General features: G+C 70.1%; 26 protein-coding genes and 1 pseudogene. 13 read left to right on the forward strand and 14 right to left on the reverse strand.

The window, feature by feature from the left end:
• Positions 1-134: 134 nt before the first annotated feature.
• Positions 135-485 (forward strand): SsgA family sporulation/cell division regulator, encoded by a 351-nt coding sequence (locus AB0I52_RS14130; RefSeq protein WP_363072222.1) that lies wholly within the window; start codon positions 135-137, stop codon positions 483-485.
• A gap of 167 nt (positions 486-652) precedes the next feature.
• Here AB0I52_RS14130 and AB0I52_RS14135 read toward each other — a convergent pair whose 3' ends face one another.
• Entirely contained in the window at positions 653-2881 is a 2229-nt protein-coding gene (locus AB0I52_RS14135; protein WP_363072224.1) for an MMPL family transporter, read from the reverse strand.
• A gap of 114 nt (positions 2882-2995) precedes the next feature.
• A complete protein-coding gene (locus AB0I52_RS14140) occupies positions 2996-3568 on the reverse strand; it encodes a TetR/AcrR family transcriptional regulator (protein ID WP_363072226.1) in 573 nt (190 codons plus the stop codon).
• Positions 3569-3756: 188 nt separating this feature from the next.
• On the opposite strand from AB0I52_RS14140, the gene AB0I52_RS14145 reads away from it, so the two are divergent.
• Both AB0I52_RS14145 and AB0I52_RS14150 read left to right on the forward strand, forming a co-directional pair.
• Positions 3757-7038 (forward strand): S41 family peptidase, encoded by a 3282-nt coding sequence (locus tag AB0I52_RS14145; RefSeq protein WP_363072228.1) that lies wholly within the window; start codon positions 3757-3759, stop codon positions 7036-7038.
• Between the two features lie 63 nt (positions 7039-7101).
• Complete coding sequence (locus AB0I52_RS14150; protein ID WP_363072230.1) at positions 7102-7569, forward strand: hypothetical protein; 468 nt, start codon at positions 7102-7104, stop codon at positions 7567-7569.
• Between the two features lie 190 nt (positions 7570-7759).
• Here AB0I52_RS14150 and AB0I52_RS14155 read toward each other — a convergent pair whose 3' ends face one another.
• Entirely contained in the window at positions 7760-9364 is a 1605-nt protein-coding gene (locus AB0I52_RS14155; protein WP_363072292.1) for an FAD-dependent monooxygenase, read from the reverse strand.
• Positions 9365-9434: 70 nt separating this feature from the next.
• Here AB0I52_RS14155 and AB0I52_RS14160 point away from each other — a divergent pair, with 70 nt between their 5' ends.
• On the forward strand, positions 9435-10079 hold the full coding sequence (locus AB0I52_RS14160) for a TetR/AcrR family transcriptional regulator (RefSeq protein WP_363072232.1): 645 nt from the start codon (positions 9435-9437) through the stop codon (positions 10077-10079).
• Here the strand turns inward: AB0I52_RS14160 and AB0I52_RS14165 are convergent.
• Both AB0I52_RS14165 and AB0I52_RS14170 read right to left on the reverse strand, forming a co-directional pair.
• Positions 9964-10551 carry an ATP-binding protein gene (locus AB0I52_RS14165; RefSeq protein WP_363072234.1) on the reverse strand — a complete coding sequence of 196 codons (588 nt, stop codon included), beginning with the start codon at positions 10549-10551 and terminating at the stop codon, positions 9964-9966. The genes AB0I52_RS14160 and AB0I52_RS14165 overlap by 116 nt on opposite strands.
• Positions 10548-10736: a hypothetical protein gene (locus AB0I52_RS14170; RefSeq protein ID WP_363072294.1), complete on the reverse strand. Its 189-nt coding sequence runs from the start codon at positions 10734-10736 to the stop codon at positions 10548-10550. The genes AB0I52_RS14165 and AB0I52_RS14170 overlap by 4 nt, the downstream gene beginning before the upstream one ends.
• A gap of 1 nt (position 10737) precedes the next feature.
• On the opposite strand from AB0I52_RS14170, the pseudogene AB0I52_RS14175 reads away from it, so the two are divergent.
• From AB0I52_RS14175 to AB0I52_RS14190, 4 genes and pseudogenes are all read left to right on the forward strand, one after another.
• A pseudogene (locus AB0I52_RS14175) lies at positions 10738-11166 on the forward strand (DUF5753 domain-containing protein); the annotation flags it as partial.
• Positions 11123-11344: a DUF397 domain-containing protein gene (locus AB0I52_RS14180; RefSeq protein WP_363072236.1), complete on the forward strand. Its 222-nt coding sequence runs from the start codon at positions 11123-11125 to the stop codon at positions 11342-11344. The pseudogene AB0I52_RS14175 and the gene AB0I52_RS14180, both read left to right, overlap by 44 nt.
• 256 nt (positions 11345-11600) lie before the next feature.
• Positions 11601-13691: an RNase A-like domain-containing protein gene (locus AB0I52_RS14185; RefSeq protein WP_363072238.1), complete on the forward strand. Its 2091-nt coding sequence runs from the start codon at positions 11601-11603 to the stop codon at positions 13689-13691.
• A 25-nt stretch (positions 13692-13716) separates the two neighbouring features.
• Positions 13717-14382 carry a contact-dependent growth inhibition system immunity protein gene (locus tag AB0I52_RS14190; protein ID WP_363072240.1) on the forward strand — a complete coding sequence of 222 codons (666 nt, stop codon included), beginning with the start codon at positions 13717-13719 and terminating at the stop codon, positions 14380-14382.
• A gap of 154 nt (positions 14383-14536) precedes the next feature.
• On the opposite strand, the gene AB0I52_RS14195 is transcribed toward AB0I52_RS14190, so the two are convergent.
• Positions 14537-14962, reverse strand: coding sequence for an ATP-binding protein (locus tag AB0I52_RS14195; protein ID WP_363072242.1), 426 nt, complete (start codon positions 14960-14962; stop codon positions 14537-14539).
• Positions 14959-15183 (reverse strand): hypothetical protein, encoded by a 225-nt coding sequence (locus AB0I52_RS14200; RefSeq protein ID WP_363072244.1) that lies wholly within the window; start codon positions 15181-15183, stop codon positions 14959-14961. The genes AB0I52_RS14195 and AB0I52_RS14200 overlap by 4 nt, the downstream gene beginning before the upstream one ends.
• 117 nt (positions 15184-15300) lie before the next feature.
• Here AB0I52_RS14200 and AB0I52_RS14205 point away from each other — a divergent pair, with 117 nt between their 5' ends.
• The 4 genes from AB0I52_RS14205 (at position 15301) to AB0I52_RS14220 (ending at position 17529) form a co-directional block, all read left to right on the forward strand.
• Positions 15301-16152 (forward strand): helix-turn-helix transcriptional regulator, encoded by an 852-nt coding sequence (locus tag AB0I52_RS14205; RefSeq protein ID WP_363072246.1) that lies wholly within the window; start codon positions 15301-15303, stop codon positions 16150-16152.
• Positions 16133-16336 (forward strand): DUF397 domain-containing protein, encoded by a 204-nt coding sequence (locus tag AB0I52_RS14210; RefSeq protein WP_363072248.1) that lies wholly within the window; start codon positions 16133-16135, stop codon positions 16334-16336. The genes AB0I52_RS14205 and AB0I52_RS14210 overlap by 20 nt, the downstream gene beginning before the upstream one ends.
• A 288-nt stretch (positions 16337-16624) precedes the next feature.
• On the forward strand, positions 16625-17191 hold the full coding sequence (locus tag AB0I52_RS14215) for a DUF6232 family protein (protein ID WP_363072296.1): 567 nt from the start codon (positions 16625-16627) through the stop codon (positions 17189-17191).
• The gene (locus tag AB0I52_RS14220) at positions 17188-17529 is read left to right on the forward strand and encodes a hypothetical protein (RefSeq protein WP_363072250.1); all 342 of its coding nucleotides are present in this window, start codon (positions 17188-17190) and stop codon (positions 17527-17529) included. Before AB0I52_RS14215 ends, AB0I52_RS14220 begins: the two co-directional genes overlap by 4 nt.
• Positions 17530-17540: 11 nt before the next feature.
• Here the strand turns inward: AB0I52_RS14220 and AB0I52_RS14225 are convergent, their stop codons facing one another.
• From AB0I52_RS14225 to AB0I52_RS14250, 6 genes are all read right to left on the reverse strand, one after another.
• Positions 17541-18305, reverse strand: coding sequence for a MerR family transcriptional regulator (locus tag AB0I52_RS14225; RefSeq protein WP_363072252.1), 765 nt, complete (start codon positions 18303-18305; stop codon positions 17541-17543).
• A 121-nt stretch (positions 18306-18426) separates the two neighbouring features.
• The gene (locus tag AB0I52_RS14230; protein ID WP_363072254.1) at positions 18427-18852 is read right to left on the reverse strand and encodes a hypothetical protein; all 426 of its coding nucleotides are present in this window, start codon (positions 18850-18852) and stop codon (positions 18427-18429) included.
• A 197-nt stretch (positions 18853-19049) separates the two neighbouring features.
• Entirely contained in the window at positions 19050-19244 is a 195-nt protein-coding gene (locus AB0I52_RS14235) for a hypothetical protein (protein ID WP_363072256.1), read from the reverse strand.
• Positions 19245-19331: 87 nt separating this feature from the next.
• Positions 19332-20225 (reverse strand): SDR family oxidoreductase, encoded by an 894-nt coding sequence (locus tag AB0I52_RS14240; RefSeq protein ID WP_363072258.1) that lies wholly within the window; start codon positions 20223-20225, stop codon positions 19332-19334.
• On the reverse strand, positions 20222-21166 hold the full coding sequence (locus AB0I52_RS14245; RefSeq protein ID WP_363072260.1) for an alpha/beta fold hydrolase: 945 nt from the start codon (positions 21164-21166) through the stop codon (positions 20222-20224). Before AB0I52_RS14245 ends, AB0I52_RS14240 begins: the two co-directional genes overlap by 4 nt.
• On the reverse strand, positions 21163-22683 hold the full coding sequence (locus AB0I52_RS14250) for an NAD(P)/FAD-dependent oxidoreductase (protein WP_363072262.1): 1521 nt from the start codon (positions 22681-22683) through the stop codon (positions 21163-21165). The genes AB0I52_RS14245 and AB0I52_RS14250 overlap by 4 nt, the downstream gene beginning before the upstream one ends.
• 196 nt (positions 22684-22879) lie before the next feature.
• Here AB0I52_RS14250 and AB0I52_RS14255 point away from each other — a divergent pair, with 196 nt between their 5' ends.
• The gene (locus tag AB0I52_RS14255; protein ID WP_363072298.1) at positions 22880-23524 is read left to right on the forward strand and encodes a MerR family transcriptional regulator; all 645 of its coding nucleotides are present in this window, start codon (positions 22880-22882) and stop codon (positions 23522-23524) included.
• A gap of 9 nt (positions 23525-23533) precedes the next feature.
• Here AB0I52_RS14255 and AB0I52_RS14260 read toward each other — a convergent pair whose 3' ends face one another.
• Positions 23534-24349: an exodeoxyribonuclease III gene (locus tag AB0I52_RS14260; protein ID WP_363072264.1), complete on the reverse strand. Its 816-nt coding sequence runs from the start codon at positions 24347-24349 to the stop codon at positions 23534-23536.
• Between the last annotated feature and the right edge of the window lie 18 nt (positions 24350-24367).

Below are 24367 nucleotides of genomic sequence, written 5' to 3' on the forward strand. Positions count from 1 at the left end.
CTCAATAATAGAACCTTGTTGCGAACGATTCGCAAGAGCACCTCCGTCACAACTACTCAGGGTTCCCACAGTGCTCTTTACGTAAAATATGGGACATTAGATGACGAAGGCATATAAACAGGAGGAGCCGGCCCATGTCCCCCGTGATCAAAGAACATGCCCGAGCCCGGCTCGTCACCGACGCCCGCGACCTGCCCACGGTCCCGGTCGAGCTGCGTTACGACACCGCCGACGATCCGCACACGGTCCATGTCGCCTTTCCCGGCGGCGCGGAGTGGGCCGTCGAGCGCGCGCTCCTGGAGCGCGGGCTGCGCGCCCCGGTCGAGCGCGACGGCTACCGGATCTGGCCGTGCGGCCGGGCGCAGCTCGTCGTCGAGCTCCACGCGCCGGGCGGTGTCGAGGTGGTGCAGTTCGACAGCGCCCCCTTGATCCGCTTCCTGCGGCGCACCCATACCGAGGCGAGGACCGAGGCCGCCCGCGCCTGATATCCCGTAGCGGCGGGACGGCCCACGTCATGCCGAGAGCCCCCGTGCACACCAGGTGCACGGGGGCTCTCGTCGCTCCGGTCCCCCGTCCCCACAGGTAACCGGCGCATCCGGGGCCGCGCTCCGCTCAGGCGCGGCTCCGGAGGTCTGCGGCTCTCAGCGGCGGGTCAGACGCGGGTCAGCTCGCGTCCGCCGCCGTGGTCCGGACCGGCGCCGTCCTCGGCGGAGGCGCCGAGCTCCTTACGGAGCCCCTCGCCCTCCACGTCCACGTTGGGCAGCACCCGGTCCAGCCAGTGCGGCAGCCACCAGGCCCGCTTGCCGAGCAGGGCGAGGACCGCGGGCACGATCGCCATCCGGACGACGAACGCGTCGAAGAAGACGGCGATGGCCAGCGAGAAGCCGATCATCTTGATCATCGACTCGCTGGAGCCGATGAAGCCGGAGAAGACCGCCATCATGATCACGGCCGCGGCCGTGACCACCCGGGCACCGTGCTTGAAGCCGGTGACGATCGTCTGGCCGGGCTCCTCGCCGTGGACGTACGCCTCACGCATCCGGGTGACGAGGAAGACCTCGTAGTCCATCGCGAGACCGAAGACCACACCCACCATGAAGATCGGCATCATCGACATGATCGGACCGGTCTGCTCGACCCCGAAGAGCGAGCCGAGCCAGCCCCACTGGAAGACCGCGACGACCGCGCCCAGGGCCGCGACGACCGAGAGCAGGAAGCCGAGCGCCGCCTTCAGCGGCACCAGCACCGACCGGAAGACCACCATCAGCAGCAGGAAGGCGAGGCCGACGACGAGCGCCAGGTACGGCAGCAGCGCGTCGTTCATCTTCTGCGAGAAGTCGATGTTCATCGCGGTGGAACCGGTGACCAGGACCTCGGCGCCGGTGTCGGACTTGATGTCCTCGCCCGCGTCGCGGATCGCGTGGACCACGTTCTCGGTCTCGACCGAGCTCGGCCGGTCCTTCGGGACGACGGTGATCATCGCCGCGTCGCCGGCCTTGTTGAAGTTGGCCGGGGTGACGGCGACGACGCCGGGCATGTCGGAGATCTCGTCACCGACCCGCTTGGCGGCGGTCTTGCCGTCGGAGCTGTTCTCGGTGTCGACTACGACCATCAGCGGGCCGTTGAAGCCGGGACCGAAGCCCTCGGAGAGCAGGTCGTAGGCGCGGCGCTGGGTGGTGCTGGTGGGCTGGGAGCCGTCGTCCGGCAGACCCATCTCCAGGGACGCGGCCGGGATCGCTATCGCACCCAGGCCGAGGACGCCGACGAGCAGCACCCACACGGGCTTGCGGAGCACGAACCGTGCCCAGCGGGTGCCCATGTTCGGCTTCGCCTCGGGCTGGTTCTCCGCCTCGGCGGCCCTGCGCGCCTTGCGCCCCATGACCCGCTTGCCCGCGAAGCCCAGCAGGGCCGGGACGAGGGTGAGCGCGATGAGGACGGCGATGGCGACCGTACCGGCCGCGGCGAAGCCCATCTTCGACAGCATCGGGATGTTGACGACGGCAAGCCCGACCAGGGCGATGACCACGGTGAGCCCGGCGAAGACGACCGCGGAACCGGCCGTGCCGACCGCGCGTCCGGCCGCCTCCTCGCGCTCCCGGCCCTCGGCCAGTTCGGCGCGGTAGCGGGAGACGATGAACAGCGCGTAGTCGATGCCGACCGCGAGGCCGATCATCATCGCGAGGGTCGAGGTGGTGGAACCGAGGTCCAGCACATTGGCCAGCGCCGTGATCGACGCGACGCCGATGCCGACGCCGATCAGCGCGGTGAGCAGGGGCAGCCCCGCCGCGATGAGCGATCCGAAGGTGATGACGAGGACCACCGCGGCCAGGGCGACACCGATGATCTCGGTGGCTCCGGTCTCCGGCATCACCTGGAGCGCGTCACCGCCGATCTCCACCGTCATCCCGGTCTTCTGCGCCGCCTCGCCCGCGTCCTCCAGGGCGCCGCGGGTCGCGTCGGTCAGCTCCATCGAGTTGACCTTGTAGGTGACCGAGACGTACGCGGTCGAGCCGTTCTTGGAGACGGCCTTGCCCTCGTACGGGTCGACGACCGAGGCCACCTGCTCCGAGCCGGACTTCAGCTGGGCGGTGATCTTCTTGACGTCGGCCTTGTTGGCCGGGTCCGTCATCTTCTCGTTGTCGGGGGCCTTGAAGACGATGCGCGCGGTCGCGCCGTCGGCGCTGGCGGCGGGGAATCGCAGTTCCAGCAGGTCGAAGGCCTTCTGCGCCTCCGTACCCGGGATCGAGAAGGAGCTGGCGGTGGGAGTGGACGCGGAGGCCGCGCCGAATCCGGCGAGTGCCAGCAGTGCCACCCAGATCAGGGCGACATAGCGGCGGCGCCGGAAGGCGAGCCGTCCGATTTTGTAGAGGAAAGTGGCCACGGAGGCGTACTCCCGGTCGGGTCGTTGAGTGGAAAAGGGCGTGAGGAACCAGCCCGACGACGAGAGCGGCGTGTCAGGTGGAGCTTGGGGAGAGGGCCGTGCGAGGGACGGGGGTCAGACTCCGAGAGCGGGGAGAATCACGGAGTCGACGTAGTCGGTGAGGAACGCGTGGTCGACAGCGCGGTCCTCGATCATCTGCCGAGCGGTGAACGCACCGATCAGCATGTGGGGTACGTACTTCAGCGCCGGGTTGTCCGGGCGCAGCTCACCCCGGTCCAGGGCTCGGCTCAGCAGCACTTCGAGACCGGTCAGTTCCGGCTCGATCAGCAGTTCGCGCAGGGCCTGGAGGAGGTCGGGGTTGTTGTGGACGGCATGGCTCAGACCCCGCATCAGCGCGGCGTCCTTCTCCATCTGGCAGTCATCGGTACGGCTCAGGACGGCGTGGAAGTCACCGCGCAGCGAGCCGGTGTCGACCTCGCCGAGGGAAACGGGCTTGTTGTGCCGCAGTGCCTTGACGACGAGCTCGGGCTTGCTCCCCCACTGGCGGTAGAGGGTGGCCTTGCTGGAACGGGTGCGCGCGGCGACGGCGTCCATGGTCAGGGCGTCGTAGCCGACCTCGCGGAGCAGGTCGAGCACGGCGGCGTACAGCTCGCTCTCGCGTTCGGGCGTGAGCCGTGTGCGTGCCATGCGTCAACCCCCCGTTTGCTCGGCCGAATGCCGGTCGACCGAACACCAGTCAACTGAATGCCAGTCAATCGAACGAAACTGTTTCGTACACATCGACGTTACCCCGGGCTCCCAGCGAAACGGAATCGTTTCGCTTGTGTTCCGCACCACAAGTTGCCGCCGCCCCCGTGCGCGGAAAGCATTGGGGGGTGAGTGACGACGGCTCGTATCTCCGGTTCCCGCACCTCCACGAGGATCTGCTCTGCTTCGCCGCAGAGGACGATCTCTGGGTCGCCCCCCTCGTCCCCGAGGGCGACCGGCCCGGACGTGCCTGGCGGGTGACCGTCGACCGCACCAGAGTCAGCCATCCGCGGTTCTCCCCCGACGGGACCCGGATCGCGTACACGACCTGGCGCAGCCTCGACCCCGAGATCCACCTCGCACCGGTCACCGGCGGTCCGGCCCGCCGGCTCACCTACTGGGGTTCGACGGACGCGCGGGTCTGCGGCTGGACCCCGGACGACGGCGACGCCGCGCAGATCCTCGCCGTCTCCTCGCACCGGCAGCCGTTCTCGTACTTCTCCTGGGCCTACAGCGTGCCCACGGACGGCAGCCCCGGCGGCCGGCTGCCCTGGGGCCCGGTCTCCGACATCGCCGTGGCGGACATCGGGGGCGAGCGCCGCACCCTGCTGCTCTCCGGCACCCCGCCGCACGAGCCGGCCGCCTGGAAGCGGTACCGGGGCGGGGCGACGGGACGCCTGTGGCTGCACGGCGAGCGGCTGCTCCCGGACATCGGCGGACACCTCGGCTCGCCGATGTTCGTCGACGGCCGCATCGCCTTCCTCTCCGACCACGAGGGCGTCGGCAACCTCTACTCCTGCCTGCCCGACGGCACCGGCCTTCGCCGCCACAGCGACCACGACGCGTTCTACGCCCGGCACGCCTCCAGCGACGGGCGGCGGGTCGTCTACCAGTGCGCGGGCGAGCTGTGGCTGGCCGACGACCTGGCATCACCCGGCGCGGTCCCCCGCAGGCTGGAGGTACGGCTCGGCGGTCCGCGCGCCGGCCGGCGCCCCTACCAGGTGCCGGCCGCCAGCCATGTCGACTCGCTGTCCGTGGACGAGACCGGCCGGGCCAGCGCCGTATCGGTACGCGGCAGCCTGTACTGGCTCACCCACCGCGACGGGCCCGCCCGCACCATCGCCGACACCCCCGGCGTACGGGTCCGGCTGCCGGAGATGCTCGGCAGCGGCGGCCAGGTGGCGTACGTGACGGACGCGGCCGGCGAGGACGCGATCGAGATCGCCTATCTGCCGCGTGCCAGCGGCGACCGCGCCCCGCGCCGGCTCGCCTCCGGCCTGGTCGGCCGGGTCCAGGAACTGATCGCCGACCCGGACGGCGAGACCCTCGCGATGGCCTCGCACGACGGCCGGCTGCTCCTCCTGGACACCGCCGAGGACGCCACCGGCGAACCCGTCGAACTGATCCGCTCCGTCAACGGCCCGGTCCGCGACCTGGCGTTCTCCCCGGACGGGGCCTGGCTGACCTGGTCGCACCCCGGCATCGGCCGCTCGCTGCGCCAGATCAAACTCGCCCGGATCATGGGTGCCGGCTCCCCGGTGATCGTCGACGTCACCAACGGCCGCTTCGAGGACGAGAACCCCGTCTTCACCGGCGACGGCCGCTATCTCGCGTTCCTGTCCTGGCGCGGCTTCGACCCGGTGTACGACGTGCACACCGGCGACCTCTCCTTCCCGCTCGGCTGCCGCCCGTACCTGGTCCCGCTCTCCTCCGCGACCCCCTCCCCCTTCGCGCTCTCCCCCGACGGCCGGCCGGCCGCGGGCGGCCTCGACCCGGTGGACACCGCCGAGGCGGGTACGGCCGAAGGGTCCACGGTCACCGTCGAGTTCGAGGGCCTGGAGAGCCGGGTCACGCCGTTCCCGGTCTCCGCCTCCAAGTACTCGGCGCTGCACCCGGTCAGCGGCGGCGGCCTCGTCTGGCTGCGCTGGCCGATCTCCGGCGCGCTCGGCGAGACGTTCGCCAACCCGGCGGACATGTCGGGCCGGCCGACGCTGGAGCACTTCAGCATCGCCAAGGCGAAGAGGACCGAACTCGTCGGCCACCTCGACTGGTTCGCCGTCAGCGGCGACGCCTCCCGGCTGGTCGTGATGGACGACGGCGAGCTGCGCGCCGTCCCCGCGACCGAGCCGGGCGACAACGACTCCACGGTCTACCTGGACCTGCGCCGCATCCTGCACGACGTCGACCCGGCGGCGGAGTGGCGGGGTGCGTACGGCGAGGCCGGGCGCATCATCCGCTCCTACTTCTGGGAGCCGGACATGTGCGGCATCGACTGGGACGCGATCCTGGACCAGTACCGCCCGCTGGTCGAACGGGTCGCCACCCCCGACGAGTTCGCCGATCTCCTGCGCGAGGTCCTGGGCGAACTGGGCACCTCGCACGCCTACGTCGCCCCCGCCCGCCGCAACGAGGGCCCGCCGCACTACCAGCGGGCGATGGGCCTGCTCGGCGCGAACCTGGTGTGCCGGGACGGCGACTGGACCGTCCGGCGCATCCTGCCCGGCGACTCCTCGGACTCCAAGGCCCGCTCCCCGCTGGCCGGTACGGGCATCAGGGAGGGCGCGGTCCTCACCCATGTCGACGGCCGCCCGGTCGACCCGGTCGCCGGCCCCTACCCCCTCCTCTCGGCCGCGGGCGGCACCACGGTCGAGCTGACCTTCAGACCGGCCGAGGGCGAGGGCCGCTCCCGCCGGGTCGCGATCGTCCCGCTGGTCGACGAACGCCCGCTGCGCTACCAGGACTGGGTGGCCAAGCGCCGCGAGGTCGTACGGGAGGTGAGCGACGGCCGCTGCGGCTACCTCCACATCCCCGACATGGGCGGCTCCGGCTGGGCCCAGTTCAACCGGGACCTGCGCCTGGAGGTCTCCCGCCCGGCCCTGATCGTGGACGTACGCGGCAACGCGGGCGGCCACATCAGCGAACTCGTCGTCGAGAAGCTCACCCGCACGATCCTCGGCTGGGACCTCACCCGTAACGCCCAGCCGGTGTCGTACGCCTCCAACGCCCCCCGCGGCCCGGTGGTCGCCCTGGCCGACGAGGCGACCTCCTCCGACGGCGACATGATCACCGCCGCGTTCCGGCTGCTGAAGCTGGGCCCGGTGGTGGGCCAGCGCACCTGGGGCGGCGTGGTCGGCATGACCGGCCGCCACCGGCTGGGCGACGGCACGGTGATCACGGTCCCGATGAACGCCGCGTGGTTCGACGCCTACGGCTGGTCGGTGGAGAACCACGGCGTCTCCCCCGACGTGGAGGCCCTGCGCACGCCGCTGGACTGGGCGGAGGGCCGTCACGCGGTGCTGGACGACGCGGTCTGGATGGCGCTGGACCTCCTGGCCGCGAGTCCCCCGGCGACCCCGCCGACGTACGAGGGGGCCCCGGACCGCAGGCGGCCGCCGCTGCCGCCGCGTTAGGCGGGTGCCCGATCAGACGGTGGCGCCCGGCAGTGTCAGAGGCCGCCAGTAGCCTCGGGCGCCATGGGGATTCGGATCGACGTAAAAGTGGGATACCCGGTCAACGACGAGGTGGAGAGGGTGCTCGGGCTGGCCGAGGCGGTCGGTGAGCCCGTCACTGTCACCTTCTTGTGGGAGGGGGACAGAGAGACGGAGCGCGCCGTGCTGGTGCCCGCGGCCACCCTGGCGCTCTGGGAGCACTGGGCCCCGGCCTCCTGCCCGACGAGTGACGCCGGGGCCGGGGCTGAAACGGCAGGGCCGGAACTGGCCCACCCGGAGGAATTCGGTGCGTTCACGCTCTTCCGTCGCCGGGTGGGAGGGCGCACGGCGGTCGCTCGCGGAGGCGTGGTGGTCGCCGAACTCCTGAACCCCGACGAGGCGCACCGGCTCCAGGAGCGGGCCCGCGACGTCCGCCAGGGCTTCATGGACCCCAAGCAGAAGGCGGCGTTCGAGGAGTTCCTCGCCCGACAGCCACCCCTCAACGACGAGTGACGTGCCGGCTCATACTCCGGCCGCGGCATTCCGGCCATGGATCACCCGGAGTCCCTGCCGGACATCGACCATGCGACGGACCAGGTACGACAGCGGTTCGGCTCCCTCGACCTGCTAATACCTCGTCGTCTCCGGAGGCATGGGAGTTCACGCCCGCGCCTGACGGCTACCGTGGTCGACACGGGACCGTTCAAGCCCCTGAGGCGATTGAGGAGTGGGGGTCCGGGGGCAGAGCCCCCGGGCGGCGCCCCGCGGGTGCTCCGAACCATCGCTCCAGCGCCTGCGCCACCGCGCCGTCCGCCCGGCGGTGGTCCGCGGCCCAGGCCGTGAACCCGTCCGGACGCACCAGCAGTCCTGACAGTTCCGGGCGGCCGGGGCAGGCAGTGGTCCGGACGTCCACCCGGTCGCCGTAGTCCTCGGCCAGGGCCCGCAGCTCCGGGTCGTCGGCCAGGTCGAGAAGCAGGGCGCGGCCGCCGTGAAGGTGGTCGGCGAGCCGGGTGCCGTCAGCGAGTTCCAGGTCGGGTGCGCTGCGGCCGACCAGCGGGTGGCCGCCCGGCAGGTCGTAGTGCTGCCAGACGCCGGAGATCTTCTTGACCAGATGCGTGGTGCCGTCGACGGTACGCGTCAGATCGGTGAACACCGCGCGCAGTTCGCGCGCGTGCGACTCCGGCCGCATGAGGGCGATCTGGGCGCGCGTCCAGTCCAGCACCCACGCGCCGATCGGATGCCGTTCGCTCGTGTACGAGTCGAGGAGGCTCTCCGGTGCCCGGCCGCGCACCACGGCGGCGAGCTTCCAGCCCAGGTTCATCGCGTCCCCGATGCCGAGGTTCAGCCCCTGCCCACCGAACGGTGAGTGCACGTGCGCCGCGTCACCCGCGAGCAGCACCCGGCCGGCCCGGTAGCTCGTGACCTGACGGCAGTTGTCGGTGAACCGCGTCGCCGTGTGCACCTCGGTCACGGTGACGTCCACGCCGGACACCCGGCGCAGGCTGCCCTGCAACTCCTCGGCGGTGACGGGCGCGGTGCGGTCGACGGGCGGTCCGTCGAACTCGACGGTGAGGATGCGACCGGGCATCGGGCCGTGGGCGTACACGCCGGCTTCCGTCGCGTTCCAGCCGACCCCGAGCCCTTCGGTGCCGGTCAGACCGGCCAACGCCTGGTGGCCGGTGATCTCCGGCGGCGTCCCGGGGAAGTCGAATCCGGCGAGCTTGCGCACGGCGCTGCGGCCGCCGTCGCAGCCGACCAGCCGGCCCGCGCGTACTGACTCGGGCGCCGAGCCGTCGACGGGCGCCAAGTGCACGGTCACCCCGTCGTCATCCTGCTCGAAACCGGTCAGCTCGACCCCCCGGCGCAGCTCGACGCCGAGTTCCCCGGCGCGGTCGGCGAGCAGCCGCTCCAGCGAGGACTGCGGTATCAGGCCCACGTCACCTGCCGGACCGACGTCGGCGAAGGCCGGATCCGCCGCGTCCAGCAGGCCCGCGTCCAGCGGGATCCCGGCGAAGTGCCCGGCGAACTTCGGGGGCAACGGGGCGTCACCGTCCCCGCCGCGCGCCCGCTGGAACTCCTGGAACCGGTCCATCGCCTGCCGCTGGACCTCCACCAGCGCGGGCAGGAACCCCCGCCGGTCGAGGGCCACGGCGGTGGGGATGTTGACGGCCCCCGCCTTGATCATCTCGTCCACTTCGGCCAGGCGCTCGACGACCAGCACGCGGGCCACCCCGCCGAGTCGCAGTTCGCAGCCGAGCATCAGGCCGACGGGTCCGGCCCCGGCGACCACTACGTCGTATTGCGTCATGAGATCCATGGCAGATAACTATAGTCACTCAAAACATGTATTCGCTATAGGTTTCCGCTACAGTTCCGGCATGACGAAGGAACCGGAAGCCCAGGAAGCAGCCGCACCGCCCCTGCGGGAGCGCAAGAAGCGGGCGACGCGGCAGCGGATCTCGGATGTGGCGACGGGACTGTTCGTCGCGAACGGCTTCGACGATGTGACGGTCGCGCAGGTCGCCCGAGCCGCCGAGGTCTCCGTCATGACGGTCTTCAACTACTTCCCGCGCAAGGAGGACCTCTTCCTCGACCGCATCCCCCAGGCGATCGAACTGTTCACCGGTGCCGTGCGGCGACGAGGACCGGGCGAACCCCCACTGGACGCGCTGCGCCACCTGGCGCTCGAACTCCTTGATCAGCGCCACCCGCTGTCCGCGGTGGGCGACGGCTACCCCTCCTTCTGGCGGATCGTCATCGCGTCGCCGGCCCTGCGCGCCCGCACCCGCGAGGGCGTCGAGGAACTGGAGGAGGCCTTGGCGCTCGCCCTCGCCGAGACCGACCCGGGATGCGCCGACCCGGCCTTCGCGGCGGCCCTGACCGTCGCCGCCTACCGCTCGGCCTACGTCACCACCGCCCGCCGCCTGCTCGCGGGGGAGGCCGCGGCGGTGCTGGCGGACGACCACAGAGCACGGGTGTGCGCGGCGTTCGACGCGCTGGAGGCTGCGCTGGGGCAGGGGTGACGCACCACTCCTGGCCGTCTCCGGTCCGGAACGCATCGGCCGCCTCGACCCCGCCCCGGTCCCGGCACCCGTCATACCGTGACCGGGCCCCGCCCGCCGGTGCCCGCAGCTCGCACCAGACCGTCTTCCCGTACGGCCCCTGCTCCACGCCCCACCGCAGCGCGAACGCGTCCACCAGCAGCAGCCCCCGCCCGGATTCGTCTCCGCTCGCCGCGATGCGTATGGCCGGCCAGACACCGGGCGCGGGATCGCTCAGCTCGACGCGGACACGCCCGGCGCTCGTACCGCTGACGCGGAGCGTGACCGGCGTCCCCTCACCGACATGCACGATCACATTGGTCAGCAACTCACTGACGCAGAGCACCAGATCGGATACGTCCGCGTCCCCGAACCGCCACCGCAGCATGCGCCGCACCTCCGGTACGGCCTCCGGCACGGCGAACAGATCCACCGCGAACGGCAGCGGCGTCATCCCCCGGCCGCCACGCGCAGCGCGTCGGTCAGCCGGCGCGCGGTCACCACCGTGCAGTTGCCGAGCGCGACCAGCGGCGGATGCTTCGTCCACCCGGCGAGCGTCAGCGGATCGACGCCGAGGGACGGCAGGGTGATGCCGTGCGCGGCGAGCGCGGCGCGCAGTGCGTCGATGTCCTCGACGATGTCGTAGGTGTTCGAAGCGAGCCACCGAACCCCCCAGTACTGGGTGGTCCTGCACGAGTCACTGCTGCGCTTGCCCATCCTGCCGCTGCAACAACTCGCAGAGCAGCTCGACCACATCGCCGCCCTCATCAGGCGTGGCCGGATCTTTACCCAGATCCTGCCGTGGAACACGGGAGCGCACGCCCTGATGTTCGGCAACGCCATGGTGCTGGACTTCGCGGACGCACCTCCGCTCGTCTACATGGAAGGCCAGCACCATGGAAACACCGTCGACGATCCGGCCCTCGTGAAGCAGTATCGGAGGTCGTACGATCTCCTGAGGGCCGCCGCTTTGCCGCCGGAGGCGTCCCTCTCCATGATCGAGGACGCAGCAGAGGATTACCGAAATGGCGCTCACCCAGTACGACTTGACCGCCGTCACCTGGCGTAAGAGCACCTACAGCAACACCTCCGGCGGCGACTGCCTCGAAGTCGCCGCAGACCTCCCCGGCGTCGTCCCCGTACGCGACTCCAAGCGCCCCGACGGACCCGCGCTCATCGTGCGCGCAGCCGCCTTGGCGCCCTTCGTGGCGGCTGTCGTCAGTGAGGCACCCGGGCCTGAACGATGAACGTCCCAAGGTTCGAGAGATCCAGGGCTTCAAGCCCCCGGACCTCAACATCCAGGAAGCCATCGTTCATGAGGATTCCCTACCACATGCCCTCGCTTTAGGCCCACCTCTGGATGGACAGTTGGGTCCACACACCGTCTTGCCCACCGCCGAGTCACCCCCCTAGCATGGCGTTCGCTTTTGCGAATCACGCATGGCTTCGGGGCGTCGGGGGGCGGGCATGACGTTAGTGATGGCAGTCGCTGCTGTCTGGGGAGTGCTTCAACTGTTCGCACTGTCGTGGCCGGTTCGTTCGGTGCGGCTCTCGACGGTGCTGCTGGCGGTCGCGGTGGGGGTGTACGGATGCGGTGTCGCAACGGCGCTGCTGCAACTCGCTTACACCCGCCTGTATGCGGACCTGTCCGGGCAGCCGTTGTCCGAGGTGGTGGGTACCTCCGGCTACACGGTTGCCCCCTGGCTTGAGGAACTGGTCAAGGTCTCCCCGCTGTTGCTGGCCGGCCTGTACGCCAAGGTCCGCCGGCAGTGGGGACTCACCGACTTCGTCGTGCTGGGCGCAGGACTGGGCGCCGGATTCGGGCTGCTGGAGGCGGTACTCCGGTACGGCCTGGAAACGAACAGGGCGATCCCGCGCGAAGGCGGCGGGTGGGTCATCCCGGACAGCCTCTTCCCGCCGTACATCCCAGGCCTGAAGCAGGTATTCGCCGCCTGGCTTCCCGGCCCCACCGGCCAGTCGACCATCGTCGGGCCACAGATCGCCGAAACCTTCTCCCATCTCGTGTGGACAGCCTTGGCAGGGCTCGGCGTCGGCTTGCTGTGGCGGACCCGGGGCTGGGTGCGCGTGCTGGCGGCGGTACCGGTAGCAGCCGCGTCCGTGCACCACGCGGTGAACAACTACGCCGCCGAGAAGTCCACAGAACAGGCCGAGCAATGGCTGGAGACTCTGAACGACCATGCCTGGGCCGCGCCCCTGGTGTGCCTGGCGATCGCCATGACCATCGACGTGTACCAACTGCACAGCGGCAAACGCACCGTCCCGGGAGTGCTGCTGGCCACCGAGCGCACCGACGGCGACACGACGGCTGCAATGCTCCGCTACGCCGCCTGGCGTCCGCGATGGACTCTGCTCATCGCGCTGCGCTACATCCGGCTGCGCCGCTCCCTGCTGTACGCCACCGCACTCTCACCTCCGCGTGAGACCGAGCCACTGCGCCGGGCGGTCGCCCGGATCACCGCACAGATGGACGCCACCGACCGGCAGGGGGCCTGGCGCCCTGACGAGATACGAACCCGTCTCAAGGCCGCGCGGACCGGCAATCCCGGGCGCAAATGGCTGCTGCTGATCCCATGCGTACTCATGCTCCCCGGGCTGCTCTTCCTGGGCGTCGGCTCATTCAAGTCCACCGCCGGACTCCAGGAGTACTTCACCACCGGCAACGGCCCGAGGATCCTGATGGGCTTCGGAATCGCGGCCCTGGCTTGGATCGCCTGGCAACTGATCACCCTCCTCCGCACCTGGCAGCCGACGTCAATCCAGCCCCACGGCGAGCCCCTGGCCGCCCACCGCTTCCGTATCGCCACCGCCCTGGGAGGGGCCACCACCGGCCTCCTTCTCCTCTACCGAGGACTCGGCGAGGCCGGCCCCGATGGCAAGGCCATCCCCACACTCCACCTGATCGACGCCCTCGACAACTTTCTGGTCTACCTCGGCTTCGCCCTCCTCCTGTTCTCCCTCCTCGCCTTATTCCCGCCCGGCGGTCTCGCACTCGCCGGAGGCGGAGTAGTCGGCGCAGTCACGGCCGAAGCCGCCATCAATGCCGCTCTCCTCGGTACCGCCGGCATCGTCCTCATGGCCGCAGGCGCGAGCGGCGGCTTTTCCAACGTCGTCGGTTCTCCCGAGACGCCGACCCAGAACGCGTGGCCGCGCAGCAAGCGGAAGGGACCGGTCAAGCCCAAGCACCGGGCTGACGTCAGGGGGGATGAGGGCAAGAACGGATCCCACACCGTTGAGCGGCATGTCGAGAAGACAACCCGGGACATGCGCAACCGCCTGCGAAACGAACCCCGACTCGACGCCGACTCCCGATTCCCGAATGAAGCGGACGCCCAACGCTTCGCGGACGAGACCTTGCTGCGCAACCAGAGGAAGATTGACAACTGGCTGCAGGGTAAAAAGTCCAAACTTGAGTTGGAGGCGTCCTTCGACGAGACCACAGGGCTCCACCTGACGCGCTCGGGCTTCAAGCACGGCAGCTCGCCCCAAGAGGTGAGGTCAGTGCGTGTCATTCTGAAGCGGGACCTCAATGCACCAGCGCGTTTCCGGATCCTGACCTCGTACCCCACGCCCTGACTCGAGACCTGAACGGAGCCCTCACATGGCATCGTCCCCCAGCCCCGGATCTCGCTTCCACGAGGTCCAGGAACTCCTGGCGGCGTACGCGGCGCACACCTACGCCTTCACCGACACCTCTGAGGCCCCTGGACCCGCACTGTCCGCATACCTCAGGATCGCTTCCGCGGACCCGCAGCGGGCGGCTACTGCGGTACATCAACTTGACGACATCCTCCGGACCGGCCTGTTCTCCCCCGAGATCGCGGACGAGGTCGAGCTGTTCCCGAAGATCGAACCATCATCGGGCCGCAGCGTTGAGGACTGCCTCCGCATCATCCGCGAGCACCTGGTCCGCCAACTCCAAAGCTCCGCAAAGGAAAGCCGGACGCTGCCACAAACCGCGTGGGAGTGCAGAGAGCGTTTCCCAGAACTGAATCAGTTCCTTGGCGCCTATTTCCATCAAGACTTCTCTGATGAGTACACGTCCTACAGTGAGGCCGTCGACGACTACTTGTCCGGAGCGTCGGAAGCCGACCTGGACCAGCTTCTCCGAGACATCACGGAACTGCTCACCATGGCCACCACAGGCAGAGACCTCAAACAGACCGCCTCAAACTTGGGTATGGACGTATCACCGCCGCCAGGGGTCGGCCTCCGACAGTGGCTCAACGACGTAGCGGAGATCGTTTCGCGCCGGCAGAAGAAGTGAGCTATCTGGCCAGCCCTGTCCGCCCGGCACTTGACGTCATCGGCCCCACCGAATCCGGCCGAGCCGGCCGCTCAAGCCGGAGTTGAGAGTGATCTGGGCGCTTTCCCACCCGGCCGGGGCCGCCCCGGCCGGATCCGTCGCGCCCACTTGACTCTCAACTCCCCACAGATGCCGGGTGTTGGTGCGCGTGCGGGCCCGAGCGGACGGGCGCGCGCAGCTCGCACCAGACCGTCTTCGTGTACGGCCCCTGCTCCACGCCCCACCGCAGCGCGAACGCGTCCAACAGCAACAGCCCTCGCCCGGATTCGTCTCCGCTCGCCGCGATGCGTATGGCCGGACAGACGCCGGGCGCCGGATCGCTCAGCTCGACGCGGACACGTCCGGCGCTCGTACCGCTGACGCGGAGCGTGACCGGCGTCCCCTCACCGACATGCACGATCACATTGGTCAGCAACTCACTGACGCAGAGCACCAGATCGGATACGTCCGCGTCCCCGAACCGCCACCGCAGCATGCGCCGCACCTCCGGTACGGCCTCCGGCACGGCGAACAGATCCACCGCGAACGGCAGCGGCGTCATCCCCCGGCCGCCACGCGCAGCGCGTCGGTCAGCCGGCGCGCGGTCACCACCGTGCAGTTGCCGAGCGCGACCAGCGGCGGATGCTTCGTCCACCCGGCGAGCGTCAGCGGATCGACGCCGAGGGACGGCAGCGTGATGCCGTGCGCGGCGAGCGCGGCGCGCAGTGCGTCGATGTCCTCGACGATGTCGTACGTGGGTGAGTCGTCCCTGATCTCGTCCATGAGGAGGCGTACACCTTTCGTTGCTGACTGTGACGAACGCCTCACACGCTGCCGCACGGGCCTCTACCGTGGAAGGGAATACCGCTCCACAGAGAACAGCGCGAAAGGCGGTCGACGGTGGCCACACGCAAGGAGATCGACGGTTCGGCGGGGGTGCCTCAGTTCTACGGAAAGGAGCTGCGCTTCAAGAGGGAGCAGGCAGGCCTGACCCTGGAGAAGCTGGTGGACGGCAGCTTCTTCGGCATCACGTACCTGAGCGAGATCGAGCACGGGCATCGGCGCATGCCGGTGGAGCTGGCGCGGCATGTGGACCTGGTGCTGGGGACGGACGGGTTCTTCCAGCGGCGGTGCGAGGACGTGCGGAAGGCCAAGCAAGGAGCTCACGCCGCGTTCTTCGCGGGAGTCGCGGAGGCGGAGACACGGGCCCGAACGATCAACCAGTGGTCCGGCACTCTCATCCCGGGACTGCTCCAGACCAGGGCCTACGCCCATGCCGTCATTCGCTCCACGCACACGCTGGACACACCGGAGGAGGTCGAAGCCAAGATCGATGTCCGGCTAAAGCGGGCCACGCTCTTCGACAACCCCAAGGCGCCCGAGTACTGGGTAGTCCTGCACGAGTCCCTGGTGCGCCACTCCATCGTCCCGTCTGTGGAGATGGCTGAGCAGTTGGACCACATCACCGCCCTGGCGAAGCGCGGCCGCATCGTTGTACAGATCCTTCCGTGGAACGGCCCGACCCGTCCTCTTACTGAACTGCCGCTTCTGCTGATGGATTTCGACAGCGAGCCGCCCTTGCTCTACACCGAGGGCCCCTACCACGGCCAGACCATCGATGATCCTGCACTCCTGATGCAGTACCGCAAGACATACGATCGGCTGAGGGCCGCCGCGTTGCCGCCAGAGGTGTCCCTCGCCCTGATCGAAAAGGCGGCTGAGGAGTACCGGCATGGCCAACACCGACCTTGACCTCAGCACTGTGACCTGGCGCAAGAGCACCTACAGCAATGGCAGCGGCGGCGACTGCCTCGAAGTCGCCGCCGGCCTCCCCGGCCTCGTCCCCGTACGCGACTCCAAGCGCCCCGACGGCCCGGCGCTCATCGTGCACGCGGGCGCCTGGGCGCCCTTCGTGGAGGCCGTCAAGGCATCCTGAGCGCCCTGGTGGACCGCAGCGGGCCCCCCGCCGCTCGCCGAGGGGCCCGGCCAGGTCAACTACCGGACACCGTATGGCGATTTGGCTACTTTCTCCCTGCCTCACAACTCCCCCCGGGCGCTTAATGGTGCTCCCGCGGTATGCGGGTGGGACTGACGACCACACGGGGGAGCCATGGACGACACCGGAACCGTCGGCGCACCACTGCCCGAGCCACCGCCCCGACCTCCCTCACGGCCGCCGATTCCCCCGATGCCGCCGCAGGCGCGACCCGTCCAGCCCGGTTCGGTGGTCCCCGGGGGCCTCCGGAGTCCCGGAGAGAGCAATCGGCCTCACCGCAAGGGAGACCCCCTGGTCCTCAAGGTCAGCCGCCGAATGCTGTGGGTGGATTCGGCGGCCATACCGCTGCACAACATCGCCTGGGTCGACGCGTTCCGGCTCAGGCACAACTGGGGCGGGGCCTTCGGCCGCCTCGCGCAATGGCTGGTCGTCGCCGTCCTGGTCTATGCCGCGATCAACTACGCGAGCCGGGACGAGGGGGAGGTCGGAGAGGGTACGGACGGCAGGCTCGGGCTCATCATGATCGCGATCTGCCTGGCCGTCGTCATCAAGGGACTGATCGCGTCGGCGAAGCCGGTGCTGGTGGTCGAGATGAACAGCGGCTCCAGGGTGGTCGTGACCCTGCCGAGCATGGACGAGCTGCGGGAGATCGCCGGACAGATCGTGCACGCGATCGACAACCCGGAAGCCGAGTTCAGCACGCTCGTGCGGCAGTTCCACAACAACAGCACCAACAACTACGGCCCTGTCGTCCACATGAACGGCGGCCGGGGAAACACGGGGTTCAAGCTGTGAGTGACGCGTCGAACTACTACGGACCCGTGGTCAACATGAACGGCGGCCGCGAGAACATCGGCATCAACTACGGCACCGCCGGCGGCGCCGCCCAGAACGTCGAGCTCCGTGCCGCTGTCGAGGAGCTCACCCGCGTCCTGCGGGAGCTGCGCCCCCACCTCACCCCGGACCAGGCCCGGACCGTCGAGGACGCGCTGCCCGAGCTCACTCCCGACCGGAGCACTCTGCGTGAGCGCGGCATGGTTCTGGCATCCGTCGCGCAGATCGCGGCCGCTGTCGGCTCGGTGGGCCGGCCCGCCGCGGAGGCGGTGGGCCGGCTGCTCGCGCTGCTGGGCTAGGGCCTGTCCGGTCAGCTCAGCCGGGCATCGGCGTACACGGTCATCGCATCGCGCTGGTAGACGGCGAGACCGTCGGCGATCTTGTCGAAGTTGGCCCGCATCTGCGGGTCGTCGACGTAGGTCTGGCCCACTCCCTTGTACGCAGCCGCGTTCGGGGTCCAGAACCGGCAGATGCCCTGGTAGTTGGCGTCCACCTCAACCTGTACCGCCGGGTCGGACACCGGCGTGCCGGCCACCATGAACTCCGCCATACGGATCATCTGCGCCGTCACCTCACGCTGCCAGCGCTCCGTGTCCTCGGAGGTCATCGCCTCGACGGCCCGCCGGGACTGCTCCCATGCCTGCGGCCACCGCTCCCGTACCTCGGCCTCGGCCTCAGCGGGGGGCTGGAACCCCTCGAAGAGGTTCTCCGGCTTGTTGATCTTCGTCATACGGCCCTTGTCCTTACCTTCTTCCAGTTCGGCGATGGTGCGGCCGACCGTACGGGCCAGCGTCTCCAGCCGGTCCCGTTCCGCGAGCAGCTGTTGGTGGTGCTCGCGGAGCACGGCCACCTGGTCGAGCCGGCTGTCCAGGACCGCCTGGATCCCGCGCAGCCCCAGGCCCAGCTCCCGCATCAGCAGGATCTGCTGCAAGCGCAGCAGATCGGCCTCCTCGTAGTAGCGGTGCCCATTGCTCCCGATCCATGCGGGCGGCAGCAGGCCGATCTCGTCGTAATGCCGCAGCGTCCGCGATGTCACCTTGGACATCCGCGCCACCTCCGCGATCGGCCAGGCCATTGCCGTTGCCTCCCTCGCCGGGCCGGTCTCTCCGGCCACACACATGACCGTAGAAGTTGCCGTAACGGAAAGCGCAAGCCCAAAGCCCTGTTCGCATCCCTCAGGGGGTTCGTCGACGGCGTCAAGGCGGGCTGATCCTCCGGGTGGGCCGCGGCACACGGGCGCGTCGCTTGTGCCGCCCCGGGCGTACGGCCTCGCCGCGTCGGCGCGCCCGCCACCGGGACACGTACGCCGCGGTGAACGCGCAGATCAGGAGCGGGAAGGCGACGAAGAGCGTTACGGTCATCGGCCAGACCGGATCGTTGCCGTACAGCTTCGCGAGCATCCGGATGGTCAGGCAGATGCCGAGCACCACATAGGCGGCGCCCCAGGCGCGGACACCCCACGCGGGCCCCTCGAACGACTCCGGCGACCGGTGCGGCCTGAGCAGGGTCCGTCCTCCCCACCCCGCGCAGCCCAGCCCCACGACCGCCGCGAACAGCGCTCCGACCGCGTCCAGCGCATCGGTCTGGATACCGGGCATCCGCGCCTCGCTCTCCTGCTTCACGCGGACCTCGACGTCAAGGGCCGTCCCGGCCGCAATGATGGCCCGCCCGGACGTCGCACGTCATCTGCGGAGCACGGCAGTCGGTGGGCAGGGCAGCCTTCCGGATTCCGGCAAGGTGCACGCGAAAGGGGCGCACCCGGAACAAACCCGGGCACGCCCCTCAACACACGTCACTCACACGCGACCGACCGCCGCCGTCAGCGGTCGAACTTCTCGCGAAGGTCGTCCGCCGCACCCTTGGCCTTGTCGCGACCCTGCTCGGACGCGTCGGAGGCCCGCTCGGACGCGTCCTGCGACCGGTCCTGCCCGTCGCCCTTGCCGTCCTTCATCTTCTTCTGCGCCTGGTCGGCGAGGTCCTGCGCCTTGTCCTTGAACTGGTCGGCGATGCCCATGCTGTTCACTCCTCGGTGGGGTGCGTGGGGGTGGCCCCGTAAGGGCCTCGACCAGACTTACACGACCGGGCATTCATCGCATTTCGATCATTCACGCTGTGTGCGCGCCGCCCGTTCGTCCTGGTCAGCGGCGCCGCCCGCGCCGACCAGCCCCGTGCCGACCCCCTCCAGCCGCGAGCCGAACCGCCGCATCTCGCGCTGGCCGACGACGCCGATCAGCGTCGGCAGGTAGCCGCGTACGGACTGCATGCCGCGCAGCCACCACTGTGCGTACACATGGGCGGAGCGGCGCTCGATGCCGGCCACTATCCGGTCGACGGCCGGGCCCAGCGGGTAGGTGCGGTTCGTCGGCCAGGGCAGCCGTTGCCGCAGCTCCCGCATGACGTCGTCCTCGTCGGCGCCGCGCACCATGTCCGTATCGGTCCAGGAGAGGTAGCCGACGCCGACCTTCACTCCCCGGTAACCGACCTCCGCGCGCAGGCTGTGGGCGAACGCCTCGACGCCCGACTTGGACGCGCAGTACGCGGTCATCATCGGCGCCGGGGTCATCGCGGCCAGCGAGGCGATCTGGAGGAAGTAGCCGCGGCTCTCCATCAGGATCGGCAGGAACGCGCGGCCGGTGACCGCGCCGCCGATCAGGTTGACCTCGATGACCCGTCGCCAGGCCACCGGGTCGGAGTCGAGGAACGGGCCGCCCGAGGCGACGCCCGCGTTGGCGACGACGACGTCGATCTTGCCGAACCGGGCCTTGACCTCCAGCGCGACCCGCGCCATCGCCTCGTGGTCGGTGACGTCCGCGTGCCAGTGGTCGCTGTCGCCGTGCAGCCGCTCCGAGACCTTCTTCAGCTCGTCCGGCTCCAGGCCGACCAGCGCGAGAGTCGCGCCGCGCGCCGAGAGCTTGCGGGCCAGCAGCTCGCCCACGCCGCGCGCCGCGCCCGTGACGACGACGACCTGTCCCTGGAGACTGTGCCTGCCGCTCATGCGACCTCCTCTTCGTTGCCCTCGACCTCGGCTGTTCCGCGCACCGGGAGGCACGCGGTCACCAGTTCTCTTATTTTCGCCGTGACCGCTTCCGGCGCCTCCACCGGTGTCATGTGTCCCAGCCCGGCCAGCTCGGTGAGCCCGAGGCAGTCGGGGAGCGCCGCCGCGACGGCGCGGGCGTGGACGGGAGGCGTCAGCCGGTCCTCCGCACCCGCGATCACCGCGGTGGGCACCCGCAGCTCCCGTACGCCCTCGTCGAGATCGAGGTCCGCGAGGACGTGGCCCCAGGCGACCCGGGAGGCGCGGGGGCAGGCGTGCACGATCCGGGCGCAGGTGTCGACCCGGTCAGGGGCCGAACCCGCCCCCATCGTCGCGTACTTGAGGATGCGGCGGGAGAGCGGAGTGACCGGCCCGAGCGGCGCCCGCGCGCCGAGGATCGCACGCGTCATCCGGGTCCGGACCGCGCCGGCCCGCAGGGGCACGACCCGCGATTCGGAGATCAGCCGCGAACTGCCGGTGCTGCACAGCAGTATGGCGGCCGCGTGCTCGCGCAGCCCGGCCCGGCGCGAGGCGGCCATCATCGTCATGCCGCCCATGGAGTGCCCCACGAGCACTGCTTTCTCGCCCGGTTGCAGCGTGGCGGCCAGCACCGCTTCGAGGTCGTCGGCCAGCGCGTGGGTGGTGTATCCGCCGGGGCCGGCCGCGGGCGAGGTGCCGTGGCCGCGCTGGTCGTAGGCGATGACCCGGTGGTCCACGGCCAGGTCCCGGATCTGGGCGTCCCAGAATCCGGTGTTGCAGGTCCAGCCGTGGGACAGGACCACCGCGGGGGCGCCGTCCTGTCCGTGCACCTCGACGTGGAGGCGGGAACCGTCGGCGGAGACGGCCATGAGTTCGCGCACGGGCAGCGGGCGGGGGCTCCGGCCGCGCAGAGGGCGGCTCATCCGGCGACCTCCTCGGCGACGGCCTGCTTCGCGTCCCGCTGCGCGGGCACCCGTACGACCTGGTACTCCGAGATGTCGACCGTCCGCGTCGCCCTGCGGAACTCGGCGGTGGTACCGGGCCAGACGGTGGTGTTGCGCCCGTTGGCGTCCAGGTACCAGCTGGTGCAGCCGCCGGTGTTCCAGACCGTGCGCTTCATCCGCTCCTGGACGCGACGGTTCCAGGACCCGACGGCCGAGGGCCGGGCGTCCAGTGCGACACGGCCGCCCAGCACGTCCAGTTGGCGCAGGTAGTCGGCCATGTAGTTCAGCTGGGCCTCGATCATCAGGATCATCGAGGAGTTGCCCAGGCCCGTGTTGGGCCCGATGATCGTCATCCAGTTGGGGAAGCCGGCCGCGCTCGCGCCGCGCAGCGCCTGCATGCCGCCCTTCCAGGACTCGGCGAGCGTGTCGCCCTCCGCGCCCACCACCCGTTCGGCGATCGGCATGTCGGTGACGTGGAAGCCGGTGCCGAAGACGATCGCGTCGACCTCGGCCTCCGTACCGTCGGAGGCGACGACGGTCGAGCCGCGCACCTCGCTCAGACCGGAGGCGACCACGTCCACATTGGGCTGGGCGAGCGCCGGGTAGTACGCGCTGGAGAGCAGGATGCGCTTGCAACCGATGCGGTACGAGGGGGTCAGTTTGGCCCGCAGTGCCGGGTCCTTGATGGAGCGCGCCATGTTGGACTTGGCTATCCGCTCGACCAGGCCCAGCTGATCCGGGTGTTTGGTGAAGGCGCTGACCTGCAACTCCCTGATGCCCCAGAGCAGTCCGCGGCGGGCGGTGCCGGTGAAGGGGAGAGTGCGGTGCAGCCAGCGCTCGGCGCCGCTGATCCGCCGGTCCATCCGCGGCATGACCCACGGCGGGGTGCGCTGGAACAGCGTGAGCTTCGCGGCCTTCGGCTGGATCGACGGCACGATCTGGATCGCGGAGGCGCCGGTGCCGATCATCGCGACGCGCTTGCCGGCCAGGTCCGCGTCGTGGTCCCAGCGGGCGGAGTGGAAGACCTTGCCGGGGAAGTCCGCGAGCCCGGGGATGTCGGGCGTCTTCGGGTCGGAGAGCGGACCGGTCGCGGAGACGACGACATCGGCGAGGACCGTCGTGCCGTTCGCGCTCTCGATGACCCAGTGCAGCTCGTCCCCGTCCCAGCGCATCTTCGTCACCTCGTGGTTCAGCCTGAGGTGGGGACGGAGTCCGAAGGTGTCCGCGACGTGCTCCAGGTAGGCGCGGATGTGCTCCTGCCCGGAGAAGGTACGCGGCCACTCGGGGTTGGGGGCGAACGAGAACGAGTAGAGGTGGGACGGTACGTCGCAGGCGCAGCCCGGATAGCTGTTGTCGCGCCAGGTGCCACCGACCGAACCGGCGCGTTCCAGGATCACGAAGTCGGTGATGCCTTCGCGGCGGAGCCGGACAGCGGCCCCGAGGCCCCCGAATCCGGATCCGATCACCGCCACTCGTACATGTTCGTGCTGGGCCATGCTGCCGCCTCCCCGCGGTACGTCACACGACTCTGCCAGCAATCACTGGCACAGTTGGGAGACTAGAGCAGCCCCGTACCGATGGGTAGGGGTGCGACGAGGGAAAGTTACCGGCGGTACAACATGCGGGCTCCCCAGCGGGGCAGGCCGGTAGGGTGCGGGGGTGGCTGACGCACGCGAGCACCGCGAATACCGCATGGAGGAACTGGCCAAGGAGGCCGGCATCCCCGTCCGGACCCTGCGCTTCTACCGGGAACGCGGCCTGATCTCACCGCCGCGCCGCGAGGGCCGCATCGCCTGGTACGACGACCACCATCTGGCCCGGCTGCGCACCATCACGGGCCTGCTGGAGCGCGGCCACACCCTCACCGGCATCGCCGACCTCGCCCGCACCTTCGAGAGCGGCCGCGATGTCGCCGAGGTGCTGGGCCTGGGCGAACCGACCGAGGAGACCCCGGTCCGGCTCACGCCCGAACAGCTCGCGGACTACTTCGAGGGCGAGTCCACCCCGGAGAACCTGGCGGCCGCCATGGAACTGGGCTACCTCGGCACGGACGGCGACGAGATCGTGCACATCAGCCGCCGCCTCCTGGAGGTATCGGCCGAACTGGTGCGGGAGGGGGTCCCGCTCGCCACGGTCCTCGCCTCCGGCCGCCGGGTCCGCGAACACGCGGACGCCCTCGCCGACCTCTTCGTCGCGACCCTGCGCGACCACAGCACGCAGGAGGAACCGCCCCAGCTGCGGCCGCTGGCACGCGCGGTGGTGGACGCGGAACTCTCCATGGCCCTGGACCGGCGGCTGCGCCGCGACGCGGAGGCGGCGCAGCCGCCGACGGCGTAGACCCCGCTCCTACTGCTCGTACACCACCGTCACCGGCGCGTGGTCGCTCCAGCGCTCGGCGTGCGTGGCGGCCCGCTCGACCCACGCCTTCGCGGCGCGGGCGGCCAGCCCCGGGGTGGCCACCTGGTAGTCGATGCGCCAGCCCGTGTCGTTGTCGAAGGCGCGCCCACGGTAGGACCACCACGAGTACGGACCCTCGACGTCCGGGTGCAGACCCCGTACGACGTCGACGTACGCGGCCTCCTCGAAGACCCGGGTCATCCACTCCCGCTCCTCGGGGAGGAAGCCGGAGTTCTTCTTGTTGCCCTTCCAGTTCTTGAGGTCGGCCTCCTGGTGAGCGATGTTCCAGTCACCGCAGACCACCACCTCGCGGCCCTCGGCGGCGGCCCGCGCCCTCAGCCCGGTCAGATAGGGCAGGAAGGCCGCCATGAAGCGCTCCTTCTCCTCCTGCCTCTCCGTGCCGACCTCGCCGGAGGGCAGATACAGGCTCGCGACCGTGACGCCCGGCAGGTCGATCTCGACGTACCGGCCGCTCGCGTCGAACTCCTCGCTCCCGGCGCCACCGAAGGCACCGAAACCGATCTGCACCCGCTCGGGCGCCCGGCGGGAGTAGAGCGAGACACCGGCCCGCCCCTTGGCGGCAGCCGGCGCGTGGACGGTGTGCCAGCCCTCGGGCTCACGCACCTCCTCGGGCAGCTGCTGCGGCTCGGCCCGCACTTCCTGGAGGCAGATCACATCGGCGTCGGACTGCGCCAGCCACTGGACGAAGCCCTTCTTGGCGGCGGCGCGGAGACCGTTTACATTCACGGAGGTCACAGTGAGCATCCCGGCACGATACCGACA

Origin of the sequence: Streptomyces sp. NPDC050423 (assembly GCF_040655445.1) — a bacterium.
Lineage (GTDB): Bacteria > Actinomycetota > Actinomycetes > Streptomycetales > Streptomycetaceae > Streptomyces.

Excerpts from the sequence above, each read along its gene's own strand:
- AB0I52_RS14200 (WP_363072244.1), bottom strand. The coding sequence starts at position 15,183 with ATGGACGAGATCAGGGACGACTCACCCACGTACGACATCGTCGAGGAC.
- AB0I52_RS14255 (WP_363072298.1), top strand. The coding sequence starts at position 22,880 with ATGGAGGAACTGGCCAAGGAGGCCGGCATCCCCGTCCGGACCCTGCGC.
- AB0I52_RS14190 (WP_363072240.1), top strand. The coding sequence starts at position 13,717 with ATGGCATCGTCCCCCAGCCCCGGATCTCGCTTCCACGAGGTCCAGGAA.
- AB0I52_RS14250 (WP_363072262.1), bottom strand. The coding sequence starts at position 22,683 with ATGGCCCAGCACGAACATGTACGAGTGGCGGTGATCGGATCCGGATTC.
- AB0I52_RS14245 (WP_363072260.1), bottom strand. The coding sequence starts at position 21,166 with ATGAGCCGCCCTCTGCGCGGCCGGAGCCCCCGCCCGCTGCCCGTGCGC.
- AB0I52_RS14165 (WP_363072234.1), bottom strand. The coding sequence starts at position 10,551 with ATGACGCCGCTGCCGTTCGCGGTGGATCTGTTCGCCGTGCCGGAGGCC.
- AB0I52_RS14235 (WP_363072256.1), bottom strand. The coding sequence starts at position 19,244 with ATGGGCATCGCCGACCAGTTCAAGGACAAGGCGCAGGACCTCGCCGAC.
- AB0I52_RS14210 (WP_363072248.1), top strand. The coding sequence starts at position 16,133 with ATGGCCAACACCGACCTTGACCTCAGCACTGTGACCTGGCGCAAGAGC.
- AB0I52_RS14195 (WP_363072242.1), bottom strand. The coding sequence starts at position 14,962 with ATGACGCCGCTGCCGTTCGCGGTGGATCTGTTCGCCGTGCCGGAGGCC.
- AB0I52_RS14225 (WP_363072252.1), bottom strand. The coding sequence starts at position 18,305 with ATGGCCTGGCCGATCGCGGAGGTGGCGCGGATGTCCAAGGTGACATCG.
- AB0I52_RS14150 (WP_363072230.1), top strand. The coding sequence starts at position 7,102 with ATGGGGATTCGGATCGACGTAAAAGTGGGATACCCGGTCAACGACGAG.
- AB0I52_RS14260 (WP_363072264.1), bottom strand. The coding sequence starts at position 24,349 with ATGCTCACTGTGACCTCCGTGAATGTAAACGGTCTCCGCGCCGCCGCC.
- AB0I52_RS14155 (WP_363072292.1), bottom strand. The coding sequence starts at position 9,364 with ATGACGCAATACGACGTAGTGGTCGCCGGGGCCGGACCCGTCGGCCTG.
- AB0I52_RS14180 (WP_363072236.1), top strand. The coding sequence starts at position 11,123 with ATGGCGCTCACCCAGTACGACTTGACCGCCGTCACCTGGCGTAAGAGC.
- AB0I52_RS14160 (WP_363072232.1), top strand. The coding sequence starts at position 9,435 with ATGACGAAGGAACCGGAAGCCCAGGAAGCAGCCGCACCGCCCCTGCGG.
- AB0I52_RS14140 (WP_363072226.1), bottom strand. The coding sequence starts at position 3,568 with ATGGCACGCACACGGCTCACGCCCGAACGCGAGAGCGAGCTGTACGCC.
- AB0I52_RS14130 (WP_363072222.1), top strand. The coding sequence starts at position 135 with ATGTCCCCCGTGATCAAAGAACATGCCCGAGCCCGGCTCGTCACCGAC.
- AB0I52_RS14240 (WP_363072258.1), bottom strand. The coding sequence starts at position 20,225 with ATGAGCGGCAGGCACAGTCTCCAGGGACAGGTCGTCGTCGTCACGGGC.